This is a genomic window from Tabrizicola caldifontis, from assembly GCF_004762095.1.
Taxonomy (GTDB): Bacteria; Pseudomonadota; Alphaproteobacteria; order Rhodobacterales; family Rhodobacteraceae; genus Tabrizicola; species Tabrizicola caldifontis.
In genome coordinates this window covers 1-23428 of the sequence record NZ_SIJH01000025.1, presented here as the reverse complement: position 1 = coordinate 23428, position 23428 = coordinate 1, and the positions used below count along the sequence as shown (strand labels likewise).

The 23428-nt window shown below is 67.5% G+C and carries 24 protein-coding genes; 12 read left to right on the top strand and 12 right to left on the bottom strand.

Translation table 11 applies throughout. The features are described from left to right. The 11 genes from EYB42_RS16260 to EYB42_RS16210 all read left to right on the top strand — a co-directional run. On the top strand, nucleotides 1-677 hold a 677-nt coding region (locus EYB42_RS16260), incomplete at its 5' end, for a lysozyme (RefSeq protein WP_240784228.1). 4 nt (nucleotides 678-681) lie between these two features. Next, a complete protein-coding gene (locus EYB42_RS16255) occupies nucleotides 682-912 on the top strand; it encodes a hypothetical protein (RefSeq protein WP_135451135.1) in 231 nt (76 codons plus the stop codon). Then, the gene (locus EYB42_RS17845; RefSeq protein WP_135451134.1) at nucleotides 905-1000 is read left to right on the top strand and encodes a DUF3789 domain-containing protein; all 96 of its coding nucleotides are present in this window, start codon (nucleotides 905-907) and stop codon (nucleotides 998-1000) included. Before EYB42_RS16255 ends, EYB42_RS17845 begins: the two co-directional genes overlap by 8 nt. After that, nucleotides 997-1881 (top strand): DUF2163 domain-containing protein, encoded by an 885-nt coding sequence (locus EYB42_RS16245; RefSeq protein WP_135451133.1) that lies wholly within the window; start codon nucleotides 997-999, stop codon nucleotides 1879-1881. The genes EYB42_RS17845 and EYB42_RS16245 overlap by 4 nt, the downstream gene beginning before the upstream one ends. After that, nucleotides 1878-2312: an NlpC/P60 family protein gene (locus EYB42_RS16240; RefSeq protein ID WP_135451132.1), complete on the top strand. Its 435-nt coding sequence runs from the start codon at nucleotides 1878-1880 to the stop codon at nucleotides 2310-2312. Before EYB42_RS16245 ends, EYB42_RS16240 begins: the two co-directional genes overlap by 4 nt. Nucleotides 2313-2321: 9 nt before the next feature. Then, entirely contained in the window at nucleotides 2322-6320 is a 3999-nt protein-coding gene (locus EYB42_RS16235; RefSeq protein WP_135451131.1) for a baseplate multidomain protein megatron, read from the top strand. A gap of 21 nt (nucleotides 6321-6341) precedes the next feature. Beyond that, on the top strand, nucleotides 6342-8264 hold the full coding sequence (locus EYB42_RS16230; protein ID WP_135451130.1) for a DUF2793 domain-containing protein: 1923 nt from the start codon (nucleotides 6342-6344) through the stop codon (nucleotides 8262-8264). 103 nt (nucleotides 8265-8367) lie between these two features. After that, on the top strand, nucleotides 8368-9561 hold the full coding sequence (locus EYB42_RS16225) for a thiolase family protein (protein WP_135451129.1): 1194 nt from the start codon (nucleotides 8368-8370) through the stop codon (nucleotides 9559-9561). 3 nt (nucleotides 9562-9564) lie between these two features. Then, complete coding sequence (gene nifJ, locus EYB42_RS16220; protein WP_135451128.1) at nucleotides 9565-13119, top strand: pyruvate:ferredoxin (flavodoxin) oxidoreductase; 3555 nt, start codon at nucleotides 9565-9567, stop codon at nucleotides 13117-13119. Next, nucleotides 13112-14125, top strand: coding sequence for a dihydroorotate dehydrogenase-like protein (locus EYB42_RS16215; protein ID WP_135451127.1), 1014 nt, complete (start codon nucleotides 13112-13114; stop codon nucleotides 14123-14125). Before nifJ ends, EYB42_RS16215 begins: the two co-directional genes overlap by 8 nt. Nucleotides 14126-14128: 3 nt before the next feature. After that, on the top strand, nucleotides 14129-14773 hold the full coding sequence (locus EYB42_RS16210) for a 4Fe-4S dicluster domain-containing protein (RefSeq protein ID WP_135451126.1): 645 nt from the start codon (nucleotides 14129-14131) through the stop codon (nucleotides 14771-14773). A gap of 15 nt (nucleotides 14774-14788) precedes the next feature. Here the strand turns inward: EYB42_RS16210 and EYB42_RS16205 are convergent, their stop codons facing one another. The 8 genes from EYB42_RS16205 to EYB42_RS16170 all read right to left on the bottom strand — a co-directional run bounded on the left by EYB42_RS16205 (nucleotide 14789) and on the right by EYB42_RS16170 (nucleotide 18739). Then, entirely contained in the window at nucleotides 14789-15688 is a 900-nt protein-coding gene (locus EYB42_RS16205) for a cation diffusion facilitator family transporter (protein WP_135451125.1), read from the bottom strand. A gap of 2 nt (nucleotides 15689-15690) precedes the next feature. Next, nucleotides 15691-16095: an OsmC family protein gene (locus EYB42_RS16200; RefSeq protein ID WP_135451124.1), complete on the bottom strand. Its 405-nt coding sequence runs from the start codon at nucleotides 16093-16095 to the stop codon at nucleotides 15691-15693. 73 nt (nucleotides 16096-16168) lie between these two features. Beyond that, on the bottom strand, nucleotides 16169-16369 hold the full coding sequence (locus EYB42_RS17440) for a hypothetical protein (protein WP_167851053.1): 201 nt from the start codon (nucleotides 16367-16369) through the stop codon (nucleotides 16169-16171). A gap of 80 nt (nucleotides 16370-16449) precedes the next feature. Continuing rightward, nucleotides 16450-16905 carry a rhodanese-like domain-containing protein gene (locus EYB42_RS16190; RefSeq protein WP_135451122.1) on the bottom strand — a complete coding sequence of 152 codons (456 nt, stop codon included), beginning with the start codon at nucleotides 16903-16905 and terminating at the stop codon, nucleotides 16450-16452. An 11-nt stretch (nucleotides 16906-16916) separates the two neighbouring features. Next, nucleotides 16917-17147 carry a DUF2798 domain-containing protein gene (locus EYB42_RS16185; protein ID WP_135451121.1) on the bottom strand — a complete coding sequence of 77 codons (231 nt, stop codon included), beginning with the start codon at nucleotides 17145-17147 and terminating at the stop codon, nucleotides 16917-16919. A gap of 4 nt (nucleotides 17148-17151) precedes the next feature. Next, nucleotides 17152-17382 carry a thioredoxin family protein gene (locus EYB42_RS16180; RefSeq protein WP_135451120.1) on the bottom strand — a complete coding sequence of 77 codons (231 nt, stop codon included), beginning with the start codon at nucleotides 17380-17382 and terminating at the stop codon, nucleotides 17152-17154. A gap of 11 nt (nucleotides 17383-17393) precedes the next feature. After that, entirely contained in the window at nucleotides 17394-18452 is a 1059-nt protein-coding gene (locus tag EYB42_RS16175; protein WP_135451119.1) for a permease, read from the bottom strand. Continuing rightward, on the bottom strand, nucleotides 18449-18739 hold the full coding sequence (locus EYB42_RS16170) for an ArsR/SmtB family transcription factor (protein ID WP_135451118.1): 291 nt from the start codon (nucleotides 18737-18739) through the stop codon (nucleotides 18449-18451). Before EYB42_RS16170 ends, EYB42_RS16175 begins: the two co-directional genes overlap by 4 nt. A gap of 659 nt (nucleotides 18740-19398) precedes the next feature. Here EYB42_RS16170 and EYB42_RS16165 point away from each other — a divergent pair. Then, complete coding sequence (locus EYB42_RS16165) at nucleotides 19399-20469, top strand: hypothetical protein (RefSeq protein WP_167851052.1); 1071 nt, start codon at nucleotides 19399-19401, stop codon at nucleotides 20467-20469. Nucleotides 20470-20526: 57 nt separating this feature from the next. Here EYB42_RS16165 and EYB42_RS16160 read toward each other — a convergent pair whose 3' ends face one another. The 4 genes from EYB42_RS16160 to EYB42_RS16145 are packed head-to-tail and all read right to left on the bottom strand — an operon-like array spanning nucleotide 20527 to nucleotide 23022. Continuing rightward, the gene (locus EYB42_RS16160) at nucleotides 20527-20907 is read right to left on the bottom strand and encodes a hypothetical protein (protein ID WP_135451116.1); all 381 of its coding nucleotides are present in this window, start codon (nucleotides 20905-20907) and stop codon (nucleotides 20527-20529) included. Beyond that, complete coding sequence (locus tag EYB42_RS16155) at nucleotides 20907-22229, bottom strand: recombinase family protein (protein WP_135451115.1); 1323 nt, start codon at nucleotides 22227-22229, stop codon at nucleotides 20907-20909. Before EYB42_RS16155 ends, EYB42_RS16160 begins: the two co-directional genes overlap by 1 nt. Then, entirely contained in the window at nucleotides 22226-22807 is a 582-nt protein-coding gene (locus EYB42_RS16150) for a DUF2924 domain-containing protein (protein WP_135451114.1), read from the bottom strand. The genes EYB42_RS16155 and EYB42_RS16150 overlap by 4 nt, the downstream gene beginning before the upstream one ends. Further along, nucleotides 22804-23022 (bottom strand): hypothetical protein, encoded by a 219-nt coding sequence (locus EYB42_RS16145; protein ID WP_135451113.1) that lies wholly within the window; start codon nucleotides 23020-23022, stop codon nucleotides 22804-22806. Before EYB42_RS16145 ends, EYB42_RS16150 begins: the two co-directional genes overlap by 4 nt. Nucleotides 23023-23428: the final 406 nt, after the last annotated feature.

The window sequence follows — 23428 nt, the reverse complement described above, 5'->3', positions numbered from 1 at the left end:
CTCGCTCCTCAGGTAATCCAATGCACATGACAGACCGGGGCCTCTTGGCCCTCGTCCGGCACGAGGGAATCGTGCCCGGACCCTATCTCGACGTGAAGGACGTCTGGACTTTCGGCATCGGCCACACGGCCGCCGCCGGTCCGCCCGATCCGGCGACCATGCTGCGCGGGATGCCTGCCGACATCGACGTCGGGATCCGCGAGGCGTTCCGGCTCTTCCGCGCCGATCTTGCCGCCTATGAGGCCGAGGTGCGCCGCACGGTAAAGGTGCCGCTCGCGCCCCACGAGTTCGATGCGCTGGTCTCCTTCCACTACAACACCGGCGCCATCGCGAGGGCCACGCTGACGAAGGCGCTCAACGTAGGCAATCGCGTTGCAGCCGCCGACGCGTTTCTGAACTGGCGGCGGCCGGCCTCGATCATCTCGCGCCGCGAGGCCGAACGCGACCTCTTCCGCCACGGCCGCTATCCCGGCGGGACGATCCCGGTCTGGTCGGTGGATCGCACGGGCCGGGTCGATTTCTCCCGACCGATCCGACGCCTGACCGAGGATGAGGCTCTGGCCTTGGCTCGCGGGCCGTCGCCGACGCCTCCGGTCCTCGCTCCTTCAGCCACCGCTCCGACCGGCTGGCTCGCCCGGCTGGCCGCCTTCTTCTCCACCCTGATCCGGAGGGCCTGATCCCATGCGCTACATTCGTCCGACCTCGCTCACCTGGTGGGCGGGGCTGCTCGCCTTCGCCACGGGTGCCGCCTTGCTTGCGCTGCCCGCCGCTGGTCCGCTTTCCGATTTGGCCCGGCTGATCATACTGCTGTCTGGTTCGGGTGACGCATCGCCTGCCGCGCTGATCGCGCTCGGCCTCGGCCTCATCGGCCTGCGGGACCGCCTCGAACGCGGGTTTCGCGGCGATGATTGAGTTCCTCGCAGGCATGGTTGTGGGCGGAGCGATCGGGGTTTTCGTCATCGCCCTCTGTGCGGCCGCAGCACGAGGAGACCGGCCATGAAGTCCCTCCCGCCCGCGCTGCAGGCCCATCTCGACGAGGGCACGACGACCCTCGCCTGGTGCTGGCGGATCACCCGTACCGATGGCGTGATCTTCGGCTTTACCGACCATGACCGTACGCTGGCGTTCGACGGAACCGAGTTCGAACCGGAAAGCGGTCTGACCGCCTCCGAGGTCCGATCCGGCTCTGATCTGTCGGTGGACGCGCAGGATGCGCAAGGCGTGCTGTCGTCGGATCGGATCACCGAGACCGACATCCTCGAAGGGCGCTGGGACAATGCGGCTGTCGAGGTCTGGCGCGTGAACTGGTCAGCCCCTTCGCAGCGCGTGCTTCTGCGGCGCGGGGCCATCGGCGAGATCCGGCGTGGGCGACTGGCCTTCGTGGCCGAGGTGCGGTCGCTGGCCCATGTCCTCGGTCAGACGGTCGGGCGGACGTTTCAGGCGAGTTGCGACGCCGCGCTGGGCGATGCGCGCTGCGGCGTGAACCTCGAGGCCCCGGCCTTCAACGGCACCGGCGCGGTGATCGATGTGCTGCGCGACAGGGCCTTCACCGCTTCCGGCCTCGGTTCCTTCGCGGCGGGCTGGTTCGCCTTCGGCCTGGTCGAATGGTCGACCGGCGCGAGTGCGGGGCGGCGGGTCGAGGTGCTGTCGCACGACCTCGTCGACGGGTTGGCGATCCTGACCCTGCTGGAAGCGCCGGTGCGCCCGATAGCGGCGACGGATGCCTTCGTGGTCCGGGCGGGCTGCGACAAGCGGATCGCGACCTGCGGGACCAGGTTCGCCAATGTGGCCAACTTCCGGGGGTTCCCCCACATCCCAGGGCAAGACGCGGTCCTGCGCTACGCCACCAGGGACGGCGGCCATGACGGAGCTGTGCTGTGAGGGCCGCCGATCCTGCCCGCGTCATCGCCGCTGCCCGGTCCTGGCTGGGCACGCCCTACCACGATCAGGCCAGCCTCCGCGGCGTCGGCTGCGATTGCCTCGGCCTCGCTCGGGGCGTCTGGCGCGAGGTCGTCGGGCCGGAGCCTTTCCCCATCCCGCCCTACAGCCGGGACTGGGGCGAGACCGGCCCGCGCGAGGTGCTGGCAGACGGGGCGCAGGCGATGATGTTGGAAGTTGATCCATCCGGGGCCGGGTCCGGCGCACTGGTCCTGTTCCGGATGATGCCCCGCGCCATCGCCAAGCATGTCGGGATCCTCACCGGCCCCGACACCTTCATTCACGCCTATGAGCGGCTGGGCGTGATCGAGGAAGCGATGACACCTGCATGGCGGCGGCGCATCGCCTTCGCCTTCCTCTTCCCTGCACGCTGAGATTTTCCCATGGCCACCCTTGTCCTCGGCGCTGTCGGCTCCGCCATCGGCGGGGCCTTCGGCGGCGCGATCCTCGGCTTTTCCGGGGCCGCAATCGGCGGCTTCATCGGCTCGACCATCGGGTCGGTCGTGGACAGCTGGATCGTGTCCTCGTTGGCCCCGGCGCAGAAGATCGAGGGCCAGCGCCTCGACAGCTTGCGGATCACCTCGGCCACGGAAGGCGCGATCATCCCGCGCCTCTACGGCCGCATGCGCATTGGCGGCAACATCATCTGGGCCACGGATTTCCGCGAGGAGACGAAGACCACGAGGCAGGGCGGCGGCAAGGGCGGGGGCGGTGGCCGGGTCCAGACCACCGAGTATCTGTACTACGCCAGCTTTGCAGTGGCGCTGTGCGAAGGCCCGATCACCGGCATCGGCCGCATCTGGGCCGATGGCAAACCGCTGGATATGACCGGTATCACCTGGCGCTGGTATCCTGGGAACGAGACCCAAGGGGCCGATCCCTTCATTGCGGCCAAGATGGGCGCGGCCAACACCCCCGCCTATCGCGGCACGGCCTATGTCGTTTTCGAGGAACTGGCGCTTGCGACCTACGGCAACCGCCTGCCGCAGCTGTCGTTCGAGGTCTTCCGTCCCTTGGCCGATCCCGACACGGCCGAGGGGCTGGTCAAGGCCGTGACCATGATCCCTGCGTCGGGCGAGTTCACCTATGCGACAGAAGCGGTCCGCAAGACGGTCGGCGCCACGACCACGGTCTTCAGTCAGACTACCGGCGGCACAACCTCGGCCGATAACCTGAACGCCTTGCCGGATGAAGCCGATATCGTCGTGGCCCTCGATCGGCTGCAGGCCATGGCCCCGGCCGTCGAAAGCGTCAGCCTCGTCGTCGCCTGGTTCGGCAATGACCTGCGCGCGGGCAACTGCACCATCAAGCCTGGCGTGGAGGTGGTGACCAAGGTCACCAGCCCCAAGGTTTGGTCCGTGAATGGCGTGGCACGGGCGAACGCGCATCTGGTCAGCCGCGACGCCGAGGACCGTCCGGTCTATGGCGGCACGCCCGCCGACTTCGCGGTGGTGCAGGCCATCCGCGAGATGAAGGCGCGCGGGCTGCGGGTGACGTTCTATCCCTTCCTGCTGATGGACGTGCCGCCCGGGAACACGCTGCCGAACCCCTACAGCGCGAATGCCGCGACGCCTGGCCAGCCGAGTTTCCCGTGGCGGGGCCGGATCACCTGTTCCCCTGCGGCAGGCTTTGTGGGGACCGCGGACAAGACCGCCGCTGCGGCGACGCAGGTCTCCAGCTTCTTCGGTGCGGCCACCCCGGTACAGTTCGCAGTGTCGGGCGACACCGTCACCTGGACCGGTCCCGCTGGCGATTGGGGCCTGCGGCGCATGATCCTGCACTACGCCCATCTCTGCGCCGTCGCGGGCGGCGTCGATGCCTTCCTGATCGGGACCGAGATGCGCGGGCTGACGACGATCCGGTCGGGAGCCAGCGCCTATCCGGCCGTGACGGCGTTCAAGGCGCTGGCGGCCGACGTGAAGGCGATCCTCGGGGCGGGCACCAAGGTCGGCTACGCCTCCGACTGGTCGGAATACTTCGGCCACCAGCCCGGCGACGGTACGGGCGATGTGTTCTTCCACCTCGACCCGCTCTGGTCGGATGCGAACATCGATTTCATTGGCATCGACAACTACATGCCGCTCTCCGACTGGCGCGACGGATTCGACCATGCTGATGCCCTGCAGGGCTGGCCTGCGATCCATGACCGGGCCTACCTGCAGGCCAACATCGCGGGCGGCGAGGGCTTCGACTGGTTCTATGCCAGCGCCGCCGACCGGTCGGCGCAGCTGCGGACGCCCATCACCGATGGCAGCGCGGGCAAGCCCTGGGTGTTCCGCTACAAGGACCTCCGCGCCTGGTGGTCGAACCCGCATTTCAACCGGCCGGGCGGGGTCGAGAGCGGCACGCCCACCGCATGGGTGCCGCAGTCCAAGCCCGTCTGGTTCACGGAACTGGGCTGCCCCGCCATCGACCGGGGCACGAACCAGCCCAACGTCTTCTTCGATCCGAAGTCGTCCGAGAGCTTCACCCCGTACTTCTCGCGCGGCTGGCGCGATGATGCCATCCAGCGCGCCTATCTCGAGGCGAGCTACCTCTGGTGGGGTCAGGGCGCGAACAACCCGATCTCGACTGTTTACGGCGGCCGGATGGTGCATGTCCCCGAATGCGCTGCCTGGACCTGGGACGCGCGCCCCTATCCGTTCTTTCCGGAACTGACCGGTGTCTGGACCGATGGCCCGAACTGGCGGCTCGGTCACTGGCTGACCGGACGGCTGGGCGCGGTGTCGCTGGCGGCCCTCGTGCGCCACCTCTGCCTGCGCGCTGGGCTCGATGAGGCGTTGATCGACGTCACCGGCCTCTGGGGCGCGGTCGAGGGCTGTGTGATCGGGGCCCTCGAAAGCCCCCGCGCCTCGATTTCCACGCTGGCACGGCATTTCGGTTTCGACGCCATCGAGACCGAGGGTGTCATTCGTTTCGTCATGCGCGGCCGCGCCTCGGTCGTCACGCTCGCCATCGACGATCTTGTCGCCTCTCGCGAGGGCGAGGCGTTCGAACTGACGCGCGGCCAGGAGACCGAACTGCCCCAGGCCCTGAAGTGGCAGGTCGCGCGGGCGGATGAGGACTATGATGCAGCCCTCGTCGAGGCTCGACGCATCACCGTCGACACGACGCGCATCGCCTCGGAAAGTTTCCCGATGGCCATCCCGCCCGAGGAGGCCGAACGCCGCTGCCGCCGCGCGCTGATGGAAGCCTGGATCGGCCGGGAAAGCGCCACCTTCCGCCTGCCGCCCTCGCGCCTTGCCCTCGACCCTGCGGACGTGATCCGGCTCGCGCATGATGGCCGCGAGGTCGAGTTCCGGCTGGTTTCCATCGCCGATGCCGAAGCGCGCGGGATCGAGGCCGTCCGGCAGGACCGCGCCGCCTACGATCTGCCGCCCGGCGATCCGCGGCCCGCAAGCCTTGCCAGCCCCGTCGTCTTCGGCACGCCGGAGGTGGTGATGCTGGACCTGCCGCAGATCAGCGAGGATCAGCCCGCCCATCGCCCTCTGATCGCCGCGCATGCCAGCCCCTGGCCCGGCGAGATCGCGGTGTTCCGCAGCGCCTCGACGGACGGCTTCAATCTGCTGACCACGTTCGGCGGTCGGGCCCGGATCGGCACGCTGGCCTTCGACTTCTTTCCCGGGCCAACCTCCCGCTTCGATCTGGGCAACGCGCTGGTGGTCGATCTCCTGTCCGGAACGCTGGAAAGCGTGACCGACGTCGCGCTGTTCGGCGGGGCCAACGCGCTGGCCGTCGAGAGTGCGCCCGGCGTCTGGGAGATCGTCCAGGCGGGCGCGGCCGAACTGATCGCCCCCAGCCGCTATCGGCTGACCCGCCTCCTGCGCGGCCAGCGCGGGACAGAGCAAGCGATGGGCAACCCCGCCCCGGCCGGAGCGCGCGTCGTGGTGCTGGACACGACACTTGCTTCGCTGCCCATTGCCGAGGCAGACCTTGGCTTACCGTGGAACTGGCGCGTTGGCCCGGCCGCGCGTGCGGTCAGCGATGCGAGCTACGCCGCGCTGGGCTTCACCCCGAGCGGGCGGGGCCTTGTTCCCTTCGCCCCGGTCCATGTCGAGCAGCCGTGGCGAACGGCCCGCAACCCGGGCGATCTGACGATCCGCTGGACGCGGCGGTCCCGGGCGCTCGTGGCCGATGCCTGGGAACAGGTCGAGGTGCCGCTGGCCGAGGACATCGAGGGGTATGACGTCCAGATCCTCGACGGGGCTGCGGTCAGGCGCACGCTGACCGGCAGCACGGCCTCCGTCCTCTACACCGCCGCCCAGCAGACGGCCGACTGGGGCGCGCCGTTGGCCCCCGGCCAGACACTGGCCATCCGCATCTACCAGCTCTCGAACCGCCTCGGTCGCGGCACGCCAGCGATCGTCATGCTGCAATTCTGATCCCAACTCACGGGAATCCCCATGTCCGACACCACGACCCATCTGGGCCTGCCCTACCTTCTGGCCGCGCAGGCACAGAAGCATGTCACCCACAACGAGGCGCTGCGGCTGCTCGACGCCATGGTGCAGCTCTCGGTGCTCGACCGCACGCGCATCGCACCGCCCGCGAGCCCGGCCGACGGCGACCGGCACCTCGTCGCTTCGGGCGCAACGGGCCTCTGGGCGGGATGGGATCTGAACATCGCCTTCTGGGTGGACGGTGCGTGGATCCGCCTCGTCCCGCGCACCGGCTGGCTGGTCTGGGTTGCGGCAGAGGGGCTGTTCCTCGTCTGGACCGGCAGTGCCTGGGAGGTGGTGGGCGAGCCGCGCGACGTCTCGGACGCCGTGTTCAGCCTGGTGAACGACGCCGATCCGACGAAGAAGACCACCTTCTCGCTGGCGGGGATCACAACGGGCACCACACGCAGCTTCACGTTGCCGAATACCTCGTCCGAACTGGCGATCCTCGCGGGAACGCAGACCTTCACCGGGAACAAGACGTTTTCGGGGACGCTGACGGCATCGGGCACCGTGACGGTCTCGGCGGCCACAGCGACCATCGGTACGTCCACCGGGACTGCGACCTACGGCATGGGGACAGGGGCCACGACCACGGGCGTCACCAAGACGGTGAACATCGGCACCGGCGGCGCGTCTGGGTCGACCACCGTCGTGAACATCGGCTCGGCCACGGCCGGGGCCGGTGGGACGACCGTCATCAATACGCCTACCGTGACCTTCGCCAATACGGTCACGCAGGTCGGCATGCCGCAGGCAAACCTGACCGCGCAACTCTTGGGCCTCGGCGGGGCGACGGCCGACAGCTACAACCGGCTGTCCGTGAACACTCCGGCTGTTCTGTTGAATAATGCGGGCGCGGGCGTCGAGGCGACGGTCAACAAGGCCGCCGCCGGGAACGACGCGGCTTTCGCCTTCAAGACCGGGTTCTCGGCGCGGGCGCTGATCGGTCTCCTTGGCAATGACGATTTCAGCTTCAAGGTCAGCCCGGACGGGTCGGCCTTCTTCGACGCGATCCGCATCGACCGATCCAGCGGCCAGGTGGAACTGCCGCAGCCGACGGCCCTGCCGGGGCTGACCGCTGCGCCATCCCCGCCACCTTCCGGCAAGGCCTCGGTCTATGCCCGCAACCGCGCCGGGGCGCCGTGGATCGACGTTATGCGCCCCTCGGGGCGGGACTTTCCGCTGCAGCCCCATTTCGGGGTCAACCGCATTGCCAACTGGGCGCCCTCAACCGGCACGACGATCACCAGCGAAGGCCTGCCGATCACCTCGGTCGGCACCGTCTCTCACCCCACGCTGGCTGCAACCAACCTTGCCGCCTCGATGCGCCGCTGGCGTCTGACCTCGGCGGCCGTGGCGGACTCGGTCGCCGACCAGCGTTCCGCAGGCTGGGCCTGCTGGCGCGGGAACGCGGCGGGCCTCGGCGGCTGGACCTTCGTCACGCGCATTTCCCTGACGACCCTGCAGGCGACCGGGATGGGGTTTTTCGGCCTCTATGGATCGACCGCCGCGCTGGCCACCACGCTGACGCTCGCCGCTGTATTGAACTGCATCGGCATCGGCCTCCAGCGCGGCACGCATACCCGCTGGCAACTGGTGGCGAACGACGGCACCGGGGCGCCGACGCTCACCGACATGGGGGCGAGCTTCGCCATCGCCACCGGCGGTGTGCTGACCCTGTTCATCGCCGCCCCGCCGAATGGCAGTTCCGTCTGGGTCCGTGTGGTGGACGAGGTCTCGGGCGCGGTGTTCGAGCAGGAGGTCAGCGCCGACCTGCCCGCCGCGACGCAGTTCCTAACGCCGCGGCTGTTCCTGAACAACGGGACCACTGCTGCGGTAGTCGCGTATGACTGTGCGGGGGTCTATCTGGAGACGGATTTTTGACCATCGCTATCGAAATGACGAAGCGAATTGATTTGCGTCATTCCAGAGAAGATCGCGCACTGAAAATAGTTCTGGGAGTCAGGGAGTTTCTTGGAGATCGCGCATGGCCCAAGTACACGAAAGAGAAGCCGTCATTTGTGCCCCCGTCCGCACCGCCTTGGGCACTTACAACGGGACGCTGAAATCCACGCCAGCCACGGAACTCGGGGCAATCGCCATTCGTGCCGTGCTCGCGCGCTCGGGTCTGGATCCGGCCAAGGTGGACAGCGTGGTCATGGGGAACGTCATCCAGGCGGGCAACAGGATGAATCCGGCCCGGCAGGCGGCGATCGGCGGCGGGGTGCCGGTGGGCGCCCCCGCGTTTACGGTGAACCGCGTCTGCGGGTCAGGGGCGCAGGCGGTGGCCAGTGCGGCGCAGGAGGTCTGGCTTGGTCTGGCCGGTGCCGTGGTGGCAGGCGGCATGGAGAACATGGACATGGCGCCCTATCTCATGCCCGGCGGTCGCTGGGGCCATCGGATGGGGCCTGCGACCATCTATGACGCGATGCTGACCGACGGGTTGAACGATGCCTTCTCGGGCGAGCATTCCGGGTGGCATACCGAGGATCTGGTCACGAAATACGGCATCAGCCGCGACGATCAGGATGCCTGGGCCCTGCGGTCGCAACAGCGGTTTTCCGCGGCGCAGGCGGCGGGGCTGTTCGAGGCCGAGATCGCGCCGGTCGAAGTGAAGGGCCGCAAGGGGCCCGAGAGCTTTGCCAGGGACGAACACAATCGGCCCGAGACGACGCTGGACTCGCTTGCCCGCCTGAAACCGGCCTTCCGCAAGGATGGCACCATCACCGGCGGCAATGCGCCGGGGCTGAATACGGGTGCGGCAGCGATGATCGTGGCCGACCGCGGGTTCGCCGAGAAGGCGGGCCTTGTGCCACTGGCCCGGATCGCGTCCTTCGGCGTGGGCGCAGTCGAGCCGGGGATGTTCGGCATCGGCCCGGTTCCGGCGGTGCGGCAGGCGCTGGACCGCGCGGGCTGGACGGTCGCGGACCTGGACCGGGTCGAGATCAACGAGGCCTTCGCCGCCATCGCGCTGGCCGTTCTGCGCGAACTGGGCCTGCCTGAGGATATCGTCAATGTCGAAGGCGGGGCCATCGCTCACGGCCATCCGATTGGGGCATCGGGCGCGGTGCTGACCACGCGGTTGATCCATTCGATGAAACGCGACGGGCTGAAGAAGGGCGTCGTGACGCTCTGCATCGGTGGCGGTCAGGGGATTGCCCTTGCGCTTGAAATGCTCTGAGCGATGTCCGGCCCGATCCGCACCATAGATGCCAACGAGGCCGTCGCCGATATCGCCTATCGGCTGAGCGAGGTCGTCGCGATCTATCCGATCACGCCGGCCTCGGTCATGGGCGAACATGCCGACCAGTGGGCGGCCGACGGCCGTGCGAACCTGTGGGACACTGTTCCGCAGGTAGTCGAGATGCAATCCGAAGGGGGTGCCGCGGGCGCCGTGCATGGCGCGCTGACGGCGGGGGCGCTGACGACGACCTTCACCGCCTCGCAGGGCCTTCTGCTGATGCTGCCCGATCTTTACAAGATCGCGGGGGAACTGACGCCCTTCTGCCTGCATGTCGCGGCCCGCAGCGTGGCGACGCATGCGCTGTCGATCTTCGGCGACCATTCCGACGTGATGGCGGTGCGGGGCGCGGGGCTTGCCCTGCTGGCCTCGGGCACCGCCCAGGAGGCGCAGGACCTGGCCGCCATCGGCCATGCGGTGACGCTGGCCGCGCGCGTGCCGGTGCTGCATTTCTTCGATGGCTTCCGCACCTCGCACGAAATCCGCCAGGTCGAAGGGCTTTCGGACGACATGCTTCGGGCTCTGATCGACGACGGCGCTGTTGCCGCGCATCGTGCCCGCGCGCTGAACCCGGAACGGCCCGCGATCCGCGGCACATCGCAGAACCCCGACACCTTCTTTCAGGGTCGTGAGGCGGCAGAGCCCTTCTCCGCGGCCTTCCCCGACCGCCTGGCCGAGACCATGGCACGCTTTGCCGACCTGACCGGGCGGCGCTATGGCCTGTTCGACTATGCGGGTGACCCGAAGGCCGAACGGGTCGTGATCCTGATGGGTTCGGGGGCCGAGACCGCCGAGGAAACGGTCGATGCGCTGGTGGCGCGCGGCGCAAAGGTCGGCGTGCTGCGGGTGCGTCTGTTCCGCCCCTTCTCGACCGATCACCTGCTGGCCGCGCTGCCGGAAACCGTCACGTCCCTGGCCGTGCTGGACCGCACCAAGGAACCCGGCTCTTCGGGCGAGCCCTTGTTGCAGGAAGTGACGATGGCGCTGGCCCTGGCCGTGCAAGACGGGCGGCGCGCGGGCCTGCCGCGGATCATCGGAGCGCGCTATGGCCTTGGCGGCAAGGACTTCACGCCCGGCCATGTCAAGGCGCTGTTCGACGAGATGGCCCGCGACCGGCCGAAGGCGCGGGTCACGCTGGGGATCCGCGATGACGTGTCGGGCACATCGCTTGACCCCGACCGCGATTTCGAACGCTCGCTGATCGCGCCGGACGTGGCCGAGGCGCTGTTCTTCGGGCTTGGCTCGGACGGAACCGTGTCGGGGGCCAAGGCCACGATCAAGCTGATCGGCGAACACACGGGTCTGCATGTGCAGGGGCATTTCGAATACGACAGCCGCAAGGCCGGGCAGACGACGATCTCGCACCTGCGGATCTCGCCGCGTCCGATCCGGGCGACCTATGGCATTGCCGAAGCCGGCTTTGTCGCTGTCCATGCGCCGGAGTTCCTTCAGCGTCGGGATATCTTCGCCCGCGCCCGCCCGGGTGCGATGGTTCTGGTCAACACGCCCCTTGACGCCGCGCGCTTCTGGGACAGCCTGTCGCGCGAGGCGCAGGCCGCGCTGATCGACCGGGCCTGCAAGCTGCATGTGATCGACGCCTATGCCATCGCCGGCAAGGCGGGCCTGGGGCGGCGGATCAACATGGTGATGCAGGCCTGTTTCCTGGCCCTGTCGGACGTCCTGCCGCGCGATACGGCCCTTGCCGCACTGAAGGACTCGGTCGCCGAGACCTGGGGCAAGCGCGGCCCCGAAGTGGTGCGGCGCAACGTGGCCGCCATAGATGCGGCACTGGCGGGCCTGCGCGCGGTGCCGCTGCCCGAAAGGACGACCTCGACCCATGCCCTGCGGCCTTCGGTGCCCACGGGTGCGGACGACTTCGCCCAGAGGGTGACGCGCGCGCTTCTCGACGGTCAGGGCGATGAGCTGCCGGTCAGCGCCTTCCCGCCGGACGGCACCTGGCCCAGCGGCTCCAGCCGGCTGGAGAAACGCGCCATCGCGCTGGAGATCCCGGTCTGGGAGCCTGACCTTTGCGTGCAATGCACGCGCTGCGCCATGATCTGCCCTCATGCGGCGATCCGGGTCAAAGTCTTTGACCCGGGGGCCCTGGCGGATGCGCCACAGGGCTTCCGCTCGCGCCCCGAGGCGTTCGAGCCGGCGCTGGAAGGGATGCACTACACGGTCCAGGTCGCACCCGAGGATTGCACCGGCTGCGGGCTCTGCATCGAGCTCTGCCCCGCCCGCGACCGCCAGAACCCAAAGCGCAAGGCGCTGAATGCCGCCCCCCTGGCCGACCATCTGGAAACCGAGCGCGCGGCGTGGGAGTTCTTCCTCACCCTGCCGTCGGCGCCGCTCGATGCCCTGCCCATCGACCGCCGCACCGCCAGCCTGCGCGAGCCGCTGTTCGAATTCTCCGGCGCCTGCGCCGGTTGCGGCGAAACCCCCTATCTGCGGCTTCTGTCCGAACTCTTCGGCGATCGCCTCCTGATCGCCAATGCGACCGGCTGTTCCTCGATCTATGGCGGCAATCTGCCCACGACGCCCTGGACGAAGAACGCCGAGGGGCGCGGCCCGGCCTGGTCGAACTCGCTCTTCGAGGACAACGCCGAATTCGGGCTGGGGATGCGTCTGGCGCTCGACAGCCGGCGCGCGCGGGTGCTGGCTGCGGCGCAGGCCGTCCTGCCCGAACGACTGGCAGCAGAGCTGGCGGCGATGCCGCGGCAGACCGCCGATCCGGCCGAGGTGACGCGCATCAGGGCGCTGCTGGCAGAGGCGGCGGCGTTGGCGGGCGACGGCCTTGCACATGACCTCGACGCGCTTCTGCCCACCAGCCTGTGGATCGTCGGCGGGGATGGCTGGGCCTATGACATCGGTTATGGCGGCCTCGATCATGTGCTGGCCTCGGGGCGCAAGGTGAACGTGCTGGTGCTGGATACCGAGGTCTATTCCAACACCGGCGGGCAGGCGTCCAAGGCCACGCCGACCGGTGCATCGGCCAAGTTTGCCGTGGCGGGCAAGGAGGGGCGCAAGAAGGATCTGGGGCTTCTGGCCATGTCCTATGGCCATGTCTATGTGGCCGAGGTCGGCCTTCAGGCCCGGCCCGACCAGACCGTGCAGGCGATGCTCGAGGCCGAGGCGCATCCCGGTCCGTCGCTCATCATCGCGGCCAGCCCCTGCATCGCGCATGGCTATGACCTTGCCCAGTCCCCCCGCCAGCAACGCCGTGCCATCTCCGCCGGCGCGCTGATCCCCTACCGCTTCGACCCCGCCCGGATCGCGCGCGGCGAGGCGCCCCTGCAACTCGACGCGCCCGAGCCTTCGCTCGACATGGTCGACTACATGGGACAGGAGGCGCGGTTCCGCATGGTCGAACTGCGCTCGCCGGAGCGGGCGAGAGCCTTGCTTCAGGCCGCCCGCGAGGGCGCACGACAGCGGCAGGCCCTGTATCGGCAGTTGTCGGGGATCCATCTGCCGACCGACAAGGAGGGCGACGATGATTGACCTGACAACCCGATGGCTGGGGCTGACCCTGAAATCACCCGTCATCGTCGGGGCCGGACCGCTGTCGCAAGACCCGGACGCCGCCCGGCGGGCGGTGCAGGCCGGCGCCGGAGCGATCGTGATGCATTCCCTGTTCGAAGAGCAGCTGGCCGAGGAACAGATGGCCGCGCATCTGATGATCGACGCGCTGGCCGACCACGATGCCGAAGCGGGCGGCTTCCTGCCCTCGGGCGCGTTCTCGATGGATGGCGAAGGGTATCTGGCAGAGCTTGCCGCGCTGAAGGGGGCGGTGGATGTGCCCGTCATCGCCTCGCTGAACGGCACCAGCAACGGCGGCTGGACGCGCTATGCGGTCAAGCTGGCGGATGCGGGCGCCGATGCGCTGGAGCTGAACCTTTACGACATCGCGACCGACCCGGCCGAGGATGCGGCCGCGGTCGAGGCGCGACAGGCCGGGCTGGTGGCCGCGGTGGTGCAGGCCGTCACCATCCCCGTCACGGTCAAGCTGGCGCCCACCTACACCGCGCTTCCCTCTTTCGCCACGCGTCTGCGCGGGGTGGGGGCGGCAGGTGTGACCGTGTTCAACCGCCTGTTCGCCCCGCGCGTCGATCTGGAGGCGCTCGAGGTCGAGCGGCACCTGGAGCTTTCTACCGCCGCCGAACTGCCGCCCCGCCTGCATGCGCTGGCGATCCTGTCGGCGCGGGTGCCGGGGCTGGATCTTGCCTGTTCGGGGGGCGTCCAGTCCGGCCAGCACGCGGCCCAGGCCATAGCCTGCGGGGCCGCCGTGGTGCAGGTCACCTCGGCCACGCTGGCCCACGGGCCCGAGCGGATCGGGTCGATCCTCGACGGGTTGCGCCGGGCGCTGGAGGCGGGCGGCTACCCGACAAACGATGCCCTGCGCGGCATCCTGAACCTTGACCGCGCGCCGGACCCCACGGCCTGGACGCGGCTGAACTATGTGCGCACGCTGGATGGCTGGCGCAGCATCCTGAACCGGAGGGCCTGAGCGATGAGTGGCGACAAGAAGACCTGGCACGGCATCCCGCGCGACGAAATCCCGTGGAAGCCGGCGGTCGATGCCGAGGCCTGCATCGGCTGCCAGCTTTGCTATGTCACCTGCGGGCGGGGCGTCTACGAGATCGAGGGTGGCGTGGCGGTGCCGGTGGCGGCCATGGAATGCGTGGTCGGCTGCTCGACCTGTGCCAATGTCTGTCCGACGGGGGCGATCAGCTTCCCCGCGCTCGACACCGTCTGGAAGGTCGAACGCGAACACCAGATCTTTCGCAGCGTGAAGAAGGAAGCGCTGGCCAAGCACGAACGCGACGACGCCCAGAAGATGCGCGCGACCGTTGCCGCCGCCAGCGCTGCCGCTGCGGCGGTGCCCACGCGCGCGCAGGTCGAGGTTGCGGGCGAGTTCGGCGACAAGCGCTTCCTCGTCCGGCTGGAAGAGCTGATCGCGGACCAGCCCTTCGACATCGTGAACCTGCGCCTGGAGGTGCCGACCGTGAAGGGCGCACGGCAGAAGGCCCCGTCCTTCATGAGCTTCGAGGTGACCTCCGAGAAACAGGAGGCGGTGGCCCCCTTCCTCGACCGGATCACCGCTCTGGTTCATGACGCGGGCCTGGTTCTCGTGACGGCCAAGCCCGTGTCCTGACGGGCGGCAGGCCGATCACGTCGCAAGACAGATGCCCGCCCGCTCGCACGGCGCGGTTTCCAGTTGCAGGGTGACATGACTGATCCCGAAGTCATGTTCCAGCTCGTCGGTCACATGGTCGAGGAAGTCATCCACGTCGGGGCCTTGCCAGACGACATGCGCGGCCAGGGCCGTCTTGGTCGTCGAAAGCGCCCAGATGTGCAGGTCATGCACGTTGGACACGCCCGGCTGATTACCGATGAAGGTGGCAACGGCCTGCGGATCAATGCCATCGGGCACACCATCGAGGCTGAGATGCAACGAGGCGCGCAGCAGGCCCGTCGCCGTCACGGAGATCAGCAGGCTGACGGCAATGGCTACCGCAGGGTCGATCCAGGTCTTGCCGGTCAGGATGATCCCCAACGCGGCCAACACCACTGCACCCGACACCGCCGCATCGGCGGCCATGTGCAGGAAGGCCCCCTTGGCGTTCAGGTCGTCCTTTTGCGATTTCATGAACAGGAGCGCCGAGCCCGTATTGACTGCGATCCCGATCAGGGCAACCCACAGGATCGTCGTGCCCGGCACTTCGACCGGCGTGTGGAAACGGTGCGATGCCTCCCAGATCACCGCCCCGACGCCGACGATGATCGCGATGGCGTTGAACATCGCCGCCATTATCGTCGCGCGCCCCAGGCCCCAGGTGTGGGCTTGCGAGCCCGCCCGTTTCGCCAGAACCGCCGCGCCCCAGGCGATCAGAAGGCCTGCGACATCGGTCAGGTTGTGCGCGGCATCTGCCAGAAGCGCGAGCGAGCCGGTCAGGAAACCCGCTGCCGCCTCGATCAGGACGTAGGCGGTGTTCAGCGCCACCGACCAACGGAAGGCAGGGCCAAGATCGGCCGGGGCCCTGTGGTCGTGCGCGTGATCGTGGGCCATGGTCAGGCCTTCCTTCGGATCGTGCCGGCAAGAGCGGTGGCTTCCGCCAGGGTGTTGTAGATCGTGCCGTATTTCTGCAGGTTCTTGTGCAGCAGGGTCAGCCGCGTATCGGGCTCGTCAGTGTCCACGACAATCTCATAGTCAATTCGGATCATCTTTGGCGGGCTGTCCTGCCGAACGCCATGCAGGGAAACCTCGATCCCGCGCAGGTCGAACTTCAGCATCGGGATCACGCGTTCTGTCCCCTTCAGGATGCAGGCGGCAAGGCTGGCAAGCAGCAGCTCGGCCGGATTGAAGGCATCGGCCCTCCCGGCCATGTCGGTATCGATCGTGATGCGGGCCTCTTTCGTGGAGGCCTCGGAGCCATGGCTGTCGATGCGGCGGGCAGAGACGTGGTACTCCAGCATGAAAAGTCCTCGTTATGATCGGTCGTGCGTCGTTCGGCAAAGCGCCCGACCGGGTGGCATCCGGCGCGGTCGCTCAGGCGGCATCTTCAAGGCTCCAGCCCGCGATGAACAGAAGCATGAGCCCAGAGCCGATGCTGGCGATGCTGCTCAGCACCGGCGACAAGGGAAAGACGTAGAGATCCATCAAAAGCCAGGTGCCGCGCCAGATCGATACGACCGCGACGAGCCCGGCGAGCGTGGCGAACCACTGGCTCCGGGGGGGGGCTGGCCTCAAACCGGTCCTGCAGGCGCCAATGTGGCCGCATTTCCCGGTCTTGGGGCCCATGACGAGGATTGGTGGGCATCGTCCCGGTCTCAGCAACAAGCGGAGGACGGCTCGCCGCCGCAGCATGACGACGGGCTCACGGTCGCCGAAGCACCGCCGCAGCAGGATGAAGTTGCCGCGGATGCCTCGACCGCCTCGGGCGATCCGGTGATGGGGAAGCCGCGCGCCACCCAGCGGGCGATGCCGGGCTTCATGTTCATCACGCGGGTGTAGCCCTGATACATCAGGAAATAGGTCGCCTTCAGGCTGCGTTCGCCCACCGCGCAGGCCAGGATCACGTCGCGGTCGCGCGGCACTTCCTGCCAACGATCCTCGAACTGGCTGAGGGGAATGTTCACCACCTCGCACCCGGCATAGCCCACCTGCGCGACTTCGTGAGGCTCGCGCACATCGACCAGCAGGGCCCCGTCCTTCAGCAGGCGCTGCGAGCTGGTCGGGCAGACTTCGCGGGCTTCGGCCAGGTCTTTCTTCAGCACTTCATTCATGGCGTTTCCTTTCAGGCTTGAACGCCAAGCAGACCGCCGGTCAGCTTGCGCGCGATGGGGGCGAGGAAGAAGATCACCGGCACGGCGATGACATAGGCAATCGCAAAGACCCGGACCCAGGCGCCCAGAAAATGCGGGCCGAAACCAAGGTTCACTGCGGTGATCACGAAGGTCATCAGGAACACCATCATCGCGCCCATGATGAACGAAAAGACGAGGTGGAATTTCTTCTGCGGTGCCATGATGTCAGCCCAGCCAGCCCAGAACCTGATCGTGGGACGGGACAGACCCCTTGTGCACGACCTTGCCGCCCACCACCACCGCAGGCGTGGTCATCACGCCGTAGGACACGATCTGGCGCATGTCCTCGATCTTTTCGATGGTCACCGTCTTGCCCGCCTCGCCCGCCACGCGGGTGATCAGATCGGCGGTGGCCTTGCACTTGGCGCAGCCGGGGCCCAGAACCTTGATGTCCATGACTTGTCCTTTCAGAACAGGAAGTTGAACAGATAGCCGACGGCCAGGATGCCTGATCCGACCACGCCGACGAACACGGCGATCAGGCGCAGCGTCAGCACCTGTTTCAGGATGATCATCTCGGGCAGGCTCAGCGCGATCACGCTCATCATGAAGGCCAGGACGGTGCCAAGGGCGGCGCCCTTGCCCAGAAGCGCCTCGACGATCGGGATCACTCCGGCGGCATTGGTGTACATCGGGATGCCGATGACCACGGCGGCGGGAACCGACCACCAGGCGTCCGCGCCCATGATGCGCGCCATCAGATCCTGCGGCACATAGCCGTGGATCAGGGCCCCCATGCCGATGCCCAGGATGATCCACATCCAGACCCTGCCGAAGATCTCGCGCACCGCCTCGATGCCAAGACGGTAACGATCCACCAGCGTCAGCGGCGCGTCATCGGCCGCGTCGGGGGCGGTGGCACCGGAATGGATGTCGCGCACCCAGTCCTGCAGCCAACCCTCCAGATGCAGCTTGCCGATCACCCAGCCCGCAATGATCGCGATGACGAGGCCGAAGGCGGCATAGGTCGCGGCGACCTGCCAGCCGACCAGCCCGAACAACAGCGCCAGCGCCACCTCGTTCACCATCGGCGCCGCGATCAGGAAAGAGAATGTCACCCCCAGAGGCACGCCCGCCGAGACCAGGCCAATGAACAGCGGCACCGCCGAGCAGGAACAGAAGGGCGTCATCACCCCCAGCCCCGCGGCCATGACGTTTCCGACGCCTTCGCGCTTGCCCGCCAAGAGGGCGCGCGTGCGTTCGGGGGAAAAGTAGCTGCGCACCACGCCCATCGCAAAGACGATCAGCGTCAGAAGCATCATCACCTTGGGCACATCGTAGAAGAAGAACGCGATCGCCTCGCCGGTGTGGCTGTGACGCTCAACCGGGAACAGCGAGGTGATCAGTTCCGAAAACGGGATCAGTTGGCGATAGACCAGCCACCAGATCGCGACAAAGGCGACAAGCCCCGCATGCCAGACCCAATCGGGACGCGGCGCGGGGTGGGAGGAGGTTTGCACGCTCATGCGGCATTCCTTTCTTCGGCTTCGGCAGCGGCCAGAACCGCGTCCAGAATGGCCCTGATTTGAGGGGCGAGGTTCGGGTTCAGCCGATAGCGCACCCACTGCGCATCGCGCCGATCCACGACCAGGCCCGCCTGCTTGAGGGTTTGCATATGCCGCGACATTCGGCTTTGCGTTGCATCAAGGCGCGCCATCAACTGGCAGACGCAATGTTCCTGACCATCGGCCAGGATCCGCATCGCCCCAAGTCGGGTCGGTTCTGACAGGGCCGAAAGGATCGCAATTGGCATCATGTGCTCCTGCGCTTATGCGTTAATCCGGAGATATACCTGATGCCTGTATGCGTCAATCGGCATATGCCGATTGGCCACTATGCCGCAGCGATTGGCCCGAACGGTGAGGTGTCATGGCCGTCTGCCGGACCTGCGCAGCCACCTGTCATCTTTGCTGGGCGGTGTGAGGATCACTTGTTGAAGCACTTGAAACCAGAGAAGGTCCGACGTCAGGCCCGCCACCTCCGCCATCATCCCTGTCGCGAACACGGACAGGCGCCCCGCGTGGCGCGGAAATAGTCGTTTTTTCAAAGGGCTTTGCCTCCCCCATGCGAACCTCTGAGGCTGCGAGCCAGGCCCATTCCGGGCTCTGAACGGCGCTCCGTCTCTGTTCGGGCGAACCTCGCCGAATTCGGTTCGGTCTGAATTTTCCTCGCCTTTCCAATGGCCTGAGTTTCAACTCCGCCAAAACTTCGGCCCCTGTGTCCATCGCTCTCAAAGAGAACAGAGCCGCAACGGGCGGCAGGCGCAGCCGCTGGGTGCGCTGGTCGAAGGGTGCGTAGCGGTGGCGGTGTCGTTCGGCCTGACCTCTCTGATTTTGCGGGATTTTTTGGATTGCCTTCCGGCCAGTCACCGTGCTTGGCTTTAGCGGAATATTTGATCGCGTAGGTTGTCTGATGTCGGGATCGTCCCAAGCCGGCTTGGCGGAGAAGTATCTTGTCGATGATCTGCCGGGTGCCGCGCTCGTCGGTGCGCGGTTGAACGGAATTCTGCAGAAGATCGAGGCGGGCGAGACGCTGACCTCCGTGGCGCAGGGGTTCCTGATGTCCGGCGGACTCAACTCTCTTCTGGCGCTGGCGACCGGTCAGATCGATCGGCTTGCCTTCGAGCAGGCTGCTGCGCGCGAGCGGTCAGAGCGTATCCAAAAGGCGAAGGACGATGCCGACAGGGCAGCAGCCGAGCAGGCCCGAAAGGCCGAGGCGATGGATGCCGCGATCAAGGCGCGGTTTGCCGCGATGGAGAATGATCCCGCCCTGCGCCGCAAGCGCGAAGCCCGGGAGTTGCGGGATCGGTTCGGCATCGGCTTCATCGATACAGAGCACTATCCGCGTGCAATGCGGCTGCTGAAACAGGTAGCGAGCGGCGACCGCCTGGCGCCCGCAGACGTCGCTTGGCTGTCGACCGAGGCTGACGACTGCTGGACCGATGCGTTGCAGCAGGCCTGGCATCGGCTGGAAGCCGAAGCACTCACCAAGGCTTGGGGAGAAAGCCGCGATCCTTGGGATGCTGTAAATGCCAGTGCGCATTGGCGGAAGGCTGATGAACCACAGCAGGCGCTGGAGGTAACGGGGGCGGCGCTCGCCAAGGCGGGACGGAGCCCGAAAACGAGATCGGCGCTCTTGACGACGCGCGGAGGTGCGATGCGCGATGCCGGCCGCCTCACCGAAGCCAGGACACTCGGGCTGGAGGCGCACGAACTGACCCCGGCCGATTTCAGGCCGTGCACCTTGCTCGGCGCTGTCTCGATGGGGCTTGGGGACCTAGCAGCCGGTCACGACTGGTATGCAAAGGCCGAGGCCTTGGGTGCCGAGCGCCGCGCCATCGACCAGGATCTGCGGGCGCTGCTGATCCGTTCGGAACCCGATGCGCGAGATCGTATTCGGAACTTTCTGCTCGAGCAGGATCCAGAGCGTTTCGCGTGGCTGCGAAATTGGAACCACAAGACAGCTGCGGCGCATCGTCGATAACTGGTGCAGGCGCCAGTTCATCGCTCGACCGCCGGTCGAGCGGCGAAGGCCACTCCCTCAGTCGAACACCCGCCCCGGCTGCTCGTCCCACGGCAGGGACGCCACGAAGCACAGGTCGTGGATGCTGATCGTCGAGGGCTCGCGGTAGACGACCAGCCGCTCGAGCACATCGGGCGCCAGCCACGCGAGGCGCAGGAGGCGGCTGACGTAGCGGTCGGACAGGCCCTCGTCGGCGGCGAGATCGGCGAGCGTGGCAACGTCGCCGCGTTCCAGCCGCTGCCGCCAACCCCATGCGCGGCCGATGGCGCGCAGGAGGTGCGGGTCCTGCCCGCGGCCCATGGCGGCCTCGACATGCTTCGGCGGCAGGATCCGGGGGCGGCCACCGCGGCGGCGGAGTTGGAGCGGGATGTGGACGCGCAGGGTCTCGGGCGCGGGCATCAGGCGACCTCCTTCCTCGGCGGGGCCATAAGGGCTGCGATGGCGCCGAGGCCGTCGTGGCGCAGGTCGATGGCAAGGCCCGCCTCGCTCACCGTGATCCGGGCGACCAGCAGCTGGACGATGCGCGCCTGCTCGGCCGGGATCAGCGCCTTCCAGAGATCGTCGAACTGCGCCAGCGCGGCGACGACGGTGGTCTCGTCGAGATCGGGGCGGTCCTTCCGCACCGCGCGCGCGGTGCGCGCCGCGACCTCGGGCGTGCGCAGCAGCCGGCGGATTTCGCCAATGACGGCCTCCTCGACCATGGCACCCGGCAGCCGCTGCGGCCCACGCAGCTCGGCGGCCGGGCGTTTCCGGATCACGTCCATCGAGGTGTAGTAGCAGTAGCGCTTGCCCTTCCGCCTGGTGTGGTGCGGCGTCATGGCGGCACCGGTCTCGGTGAAGATCAACCCGCGCAGGAGCGCCGGTTGGGCGGTTCGCGCCACGGCCGCCCGGGCGACGCGGTTGTTAGCCATGACGGCATGGGCCTCGTCCCACAGCTTCTGGTCAATGATCGCAGCGTGCTCGCCGGGATGGACCTCGTCCTTGTGCACGGCGAGGCCGAGGTAGACCTTGTTGTGCAGAAACTTCAGCAGGTAGCCCCGGTCGAACACCGCGCCGCGCTTGGTGCGGATCCCGCGGGCGTGCAGCTCCTTCAGCACCTGTGCCGTGGAGCTGGACCGGGCATAGAGGCGGAAGATCGTGCGGACCTGTTCCGCCTCGGCGGGCTCGATCACCAGCTTGCGGTCCTTCACGACATAGCCGAGCGGCACCGGACCGCCCATCCACATGCCCTTCCGGCGCGAGGCGGCGACCTTGTCGCGGATGCGCTCGCCGATCACCTCGCGCTCGAACTGGGCGAAGCTGAGCAGGATGTTCAACGTGAGCCGTCCCATGGAGGTGGTCGTGTTGAACGACTGGGTGACCGAGATGAAGGTGACCCCGTGGCGGTCGAAGATCTCCACCAGCTTCGAGAAGTCCATCAGCGCGCGGCTGAGGCGGTCGATCTTGTAGACCACGACCACGTCGATCAGCCCGGCCTCGATGTCCCCGATCAGCTGTTGCAGCGCGGGCCGGTCCAGCGTGCCGCCGGAGAAGCCGCCATCGTCGTAGCGGTCGCGGAGCGCCACCCAGCCCTCGGCGCGCTGACTGGCGATGTAGGCCTCGCAGGCATCGCGCTGCGCGTCGAGGCTGTTGAACTCCATGTCGAGCCCTTCCTCGCTCGACTTGCGGGTGTAGACGGCGCAGCGCAGGCGGCGGACTGGTTCGGGCTTGGTGCGGCTCATGGGTTCGGCCCTCCGCTTGTGCTCCGGGCGTTCGTCGCTGCCATCGATCCACCGGATCGATGGCCGGCCTTCGGCCGCCGCGCCTCACCCTCCGCGCCATGGGCAAGGCCGAAGAACTTCCACCCGTTCCAGTGACTGCCGGTGATCGCCCTGACGGCGGCCGAGAGCGACCTGAACCGCCGCCCCTGCCATTCGAAGCCGTCGGTCAGGACGGTGACGACATGCTCCTCGCCCTGCCACTCGCGCACCAGCTTTGTGCCGGGGATCGGGCGGCGCGGATCCGTGATCAGAGGGCCCGGCGCGCCCGAGGCGACCTCGGCCGCCAGCGCGTCCAGCGTGCGGCGCGTGGCGGGTTTGATGCCGCCATGGGCGAGTTCCTGGATGCGGTAGCCGATCCGCAGCTGCAGGTTCCCGCGGCTGGCGTTCGGCGCGGGATCGCCGAACATCACCCGCCACTTGCCCTGCAGCTCGGGCACCGTCATCGCCTTGAGCGCCGCCAGTTCGGCCAGGACGTCGATCCCCTCCGCCCGGTGGGCGAGCGTAGCCTTTGCATCTGATTTCCTTGCGTTCTTCCTCATGTGTCGTCTCCAACTCGGTTTTGTACCTGTCTCCGACGACGGCGTCTGAGGACGAGAATGTCCAGCGAACTGTCTCCGCCGAGCGGAGAATTCTCGTTCGTTTCCCGTGGGTTGGTCCGTGCGATGGCGCTGGCGAGGATGGCGGCCAGTTCCGCCAGCCGCTCATCAGTCGTGAGCGTCTCGGCGGGCGGCGCGAAGGCGATGTCGTCTTGCATTGGGAGCGAACCTCCTGAGGCGGTTTGCTCCGTGTTCGCCGGTCGCGGCAGAGGATTTCAAGTTGAAACAAGGGGTTGTCAAAGGAGCGCGAAGAGCCGGGAAGTCAGTCGTGCATTCCGCCGGATATCGCAGTCGGCCAAGCAGCGTTCTTCGACGCGTTATTCAGTTCCGGATGCCGCGCGGAAGATCATGTTGGCCGTTCCCTTTCGGCAAACCTATCATGAAGGCCCGAACGGAGTTTCCTTCATGCCGCTGGCTGCGCCGAATCGACCATTCCTTGTTGATTTCCACCCAGAACTGAGCCGGGTTTTCCATCGAGAAGTGAGCCACCTCTGATTATGGATTTCGGCTCAGGCTGGGGTCAAGGCATGGCTGTCTTCCTTCTTTTTGCGGGTCGCTGCGGCT

Coding starts and splice junctions, on each gene's coding strand:
- nifJ (WP_135451128.1), top strand. CDS start 9,565: ATGTCCGGCCCGATCCGCACCATAGATGCCAACGAGGCCGTCGCCGAT.
- EYB42_RS16210 (WP_135451126.1), top strand. CDS start 14,129: ATGAGTGGCGACAAGAAGACCTGGCACGGCATCCCGCGCGACGAAATC.
- EYB42_RS16145 (WP_135451113.1), bottom strand. CDS start 23,022: ATGCAAGACGACATCGCCTTCGCGCCGCCCGCCGAGACGCTCACGACT.
- EYB42_RS16225 (WP_135451129.1), top strand. CDS start 8,368: ATGGCCCAAGTACACGAAAGAGAAGCCGTCATTTGTGCCCCCGTCCGC.
- EYB42_RS16215 (WP_135451127.1), top strand. CDS start 13,112: ATGATTGACCTGACAACCCGATGGCTGGGGCTGACCCTGAAATCACCC.
- EYB42_RS16245 (WP_135451133.1), top strand. CDS start 997: ATGAAGTCCCTCCCGCCCGCGCTGCAGGCCCATCTCGACGAGGGCACG.
- EYB42_RS16175 (WP_135451119.1), bottom strand. CDS start 18,452: ATGAGCGTGCAAACCTCCTCCCACCCCGCGCCGCGTCCCGATTGGGTC.
- EYB42_RS16150 (WP_135451114.1), bottom strand. CDS start 22,807: ATGAGGAAGAACGCAAGGAAATCAGATGCAAAGGCTACGCTCGCCCAC.
- EYB42_RS16155 (WP_135451115.1), bottom strand. CDS start 22,229: ATGAGCCGCACCAAGCCCGAACCAGTCCGCCGCCTGCGCTGCGCCGTC.
- EYB42_RS16180 (WP_135451120.1), bottom strand. CDS start 17,382: ATGGACATCAAGGTTCTGGGCCCCGGCTGCGCCAAGTGCAAGGCCACC.
- EYB42_RS16205 (WP_135451125.1), bottom strand. CDS start 15,688: ATGGCCCACGATCACGCGCACGACCACAGGGCCCCGGCCGATCTTGGC.
- EYB42_RS16165 (WP_167851052.1), top strand. CDS start 19,399: ATGTCGGGATCGTCCCAAGCCGGCTTGGCGGAGAAGTATCTTGTCGAT.
- EYB42_RS16200 (WP_135451124.1), bottom strand. CDS start 16,095: ATGCTGGAGTACCACGTCTCTGCCCGCCGCATCGACAGCCATGGCTCC.
- EYB42_RS16170 (WP_135451118.1), bottom strand. CDS start 18,739: ATGCCAATTGCGATCCTTTCGGCCCTGTCAGAACCGACCCGACTTGGG.
- EYB42_RS16255 (WP_135451135.1), top strand. CDS start 682: ATGCGCTACATTCGTCCGACCTCGCTCACCTGGTGGGCGGGGCTGCTC.
- EYB42_RS16190 (WP_135451122.1), bottom strand. CDS start 16,905: ATGAATGAAGTGCTGAAGAAAGACCTGGCCGAAGCCCGCGAAGTCTGC.
- EYB42_RS17845 (WP_135451134.1), top strand. CDS start 905: ATGATTGAGTTCCTCGCAGGCATGGTTGTGGGCGGAGCGATCGGGGTT.
- EYB42_RS16160 (WP_135451116.1), bottom strand. CDS start 20,907: ATGCCCGCGCCCGAGACCCTGCGCGTCCACATCCCGCTCCAACTCCGC.
- EYB42_RS16230 (WP_135451130.1), top strand. CDS start 6,342: ATGTCCGACACCACGACCCATCTGGGCCTGCCCTACCTTCTGGCCGCG.
- EYB42_RS16185 (WP_135451121.1), bottom strand. CDS start 17,147: ATGGCACCGCAGAAGAAATTCCACCTCGTCTTTTCGTTCATCATGGGC.
- EYB42_RS16235 (WP_135451131.1), top strand. CDS start 2,322: ATGGCCACCCTTGTCCTCGGCGCTGTCGGCTCCGCCATCGGCGGGGCC.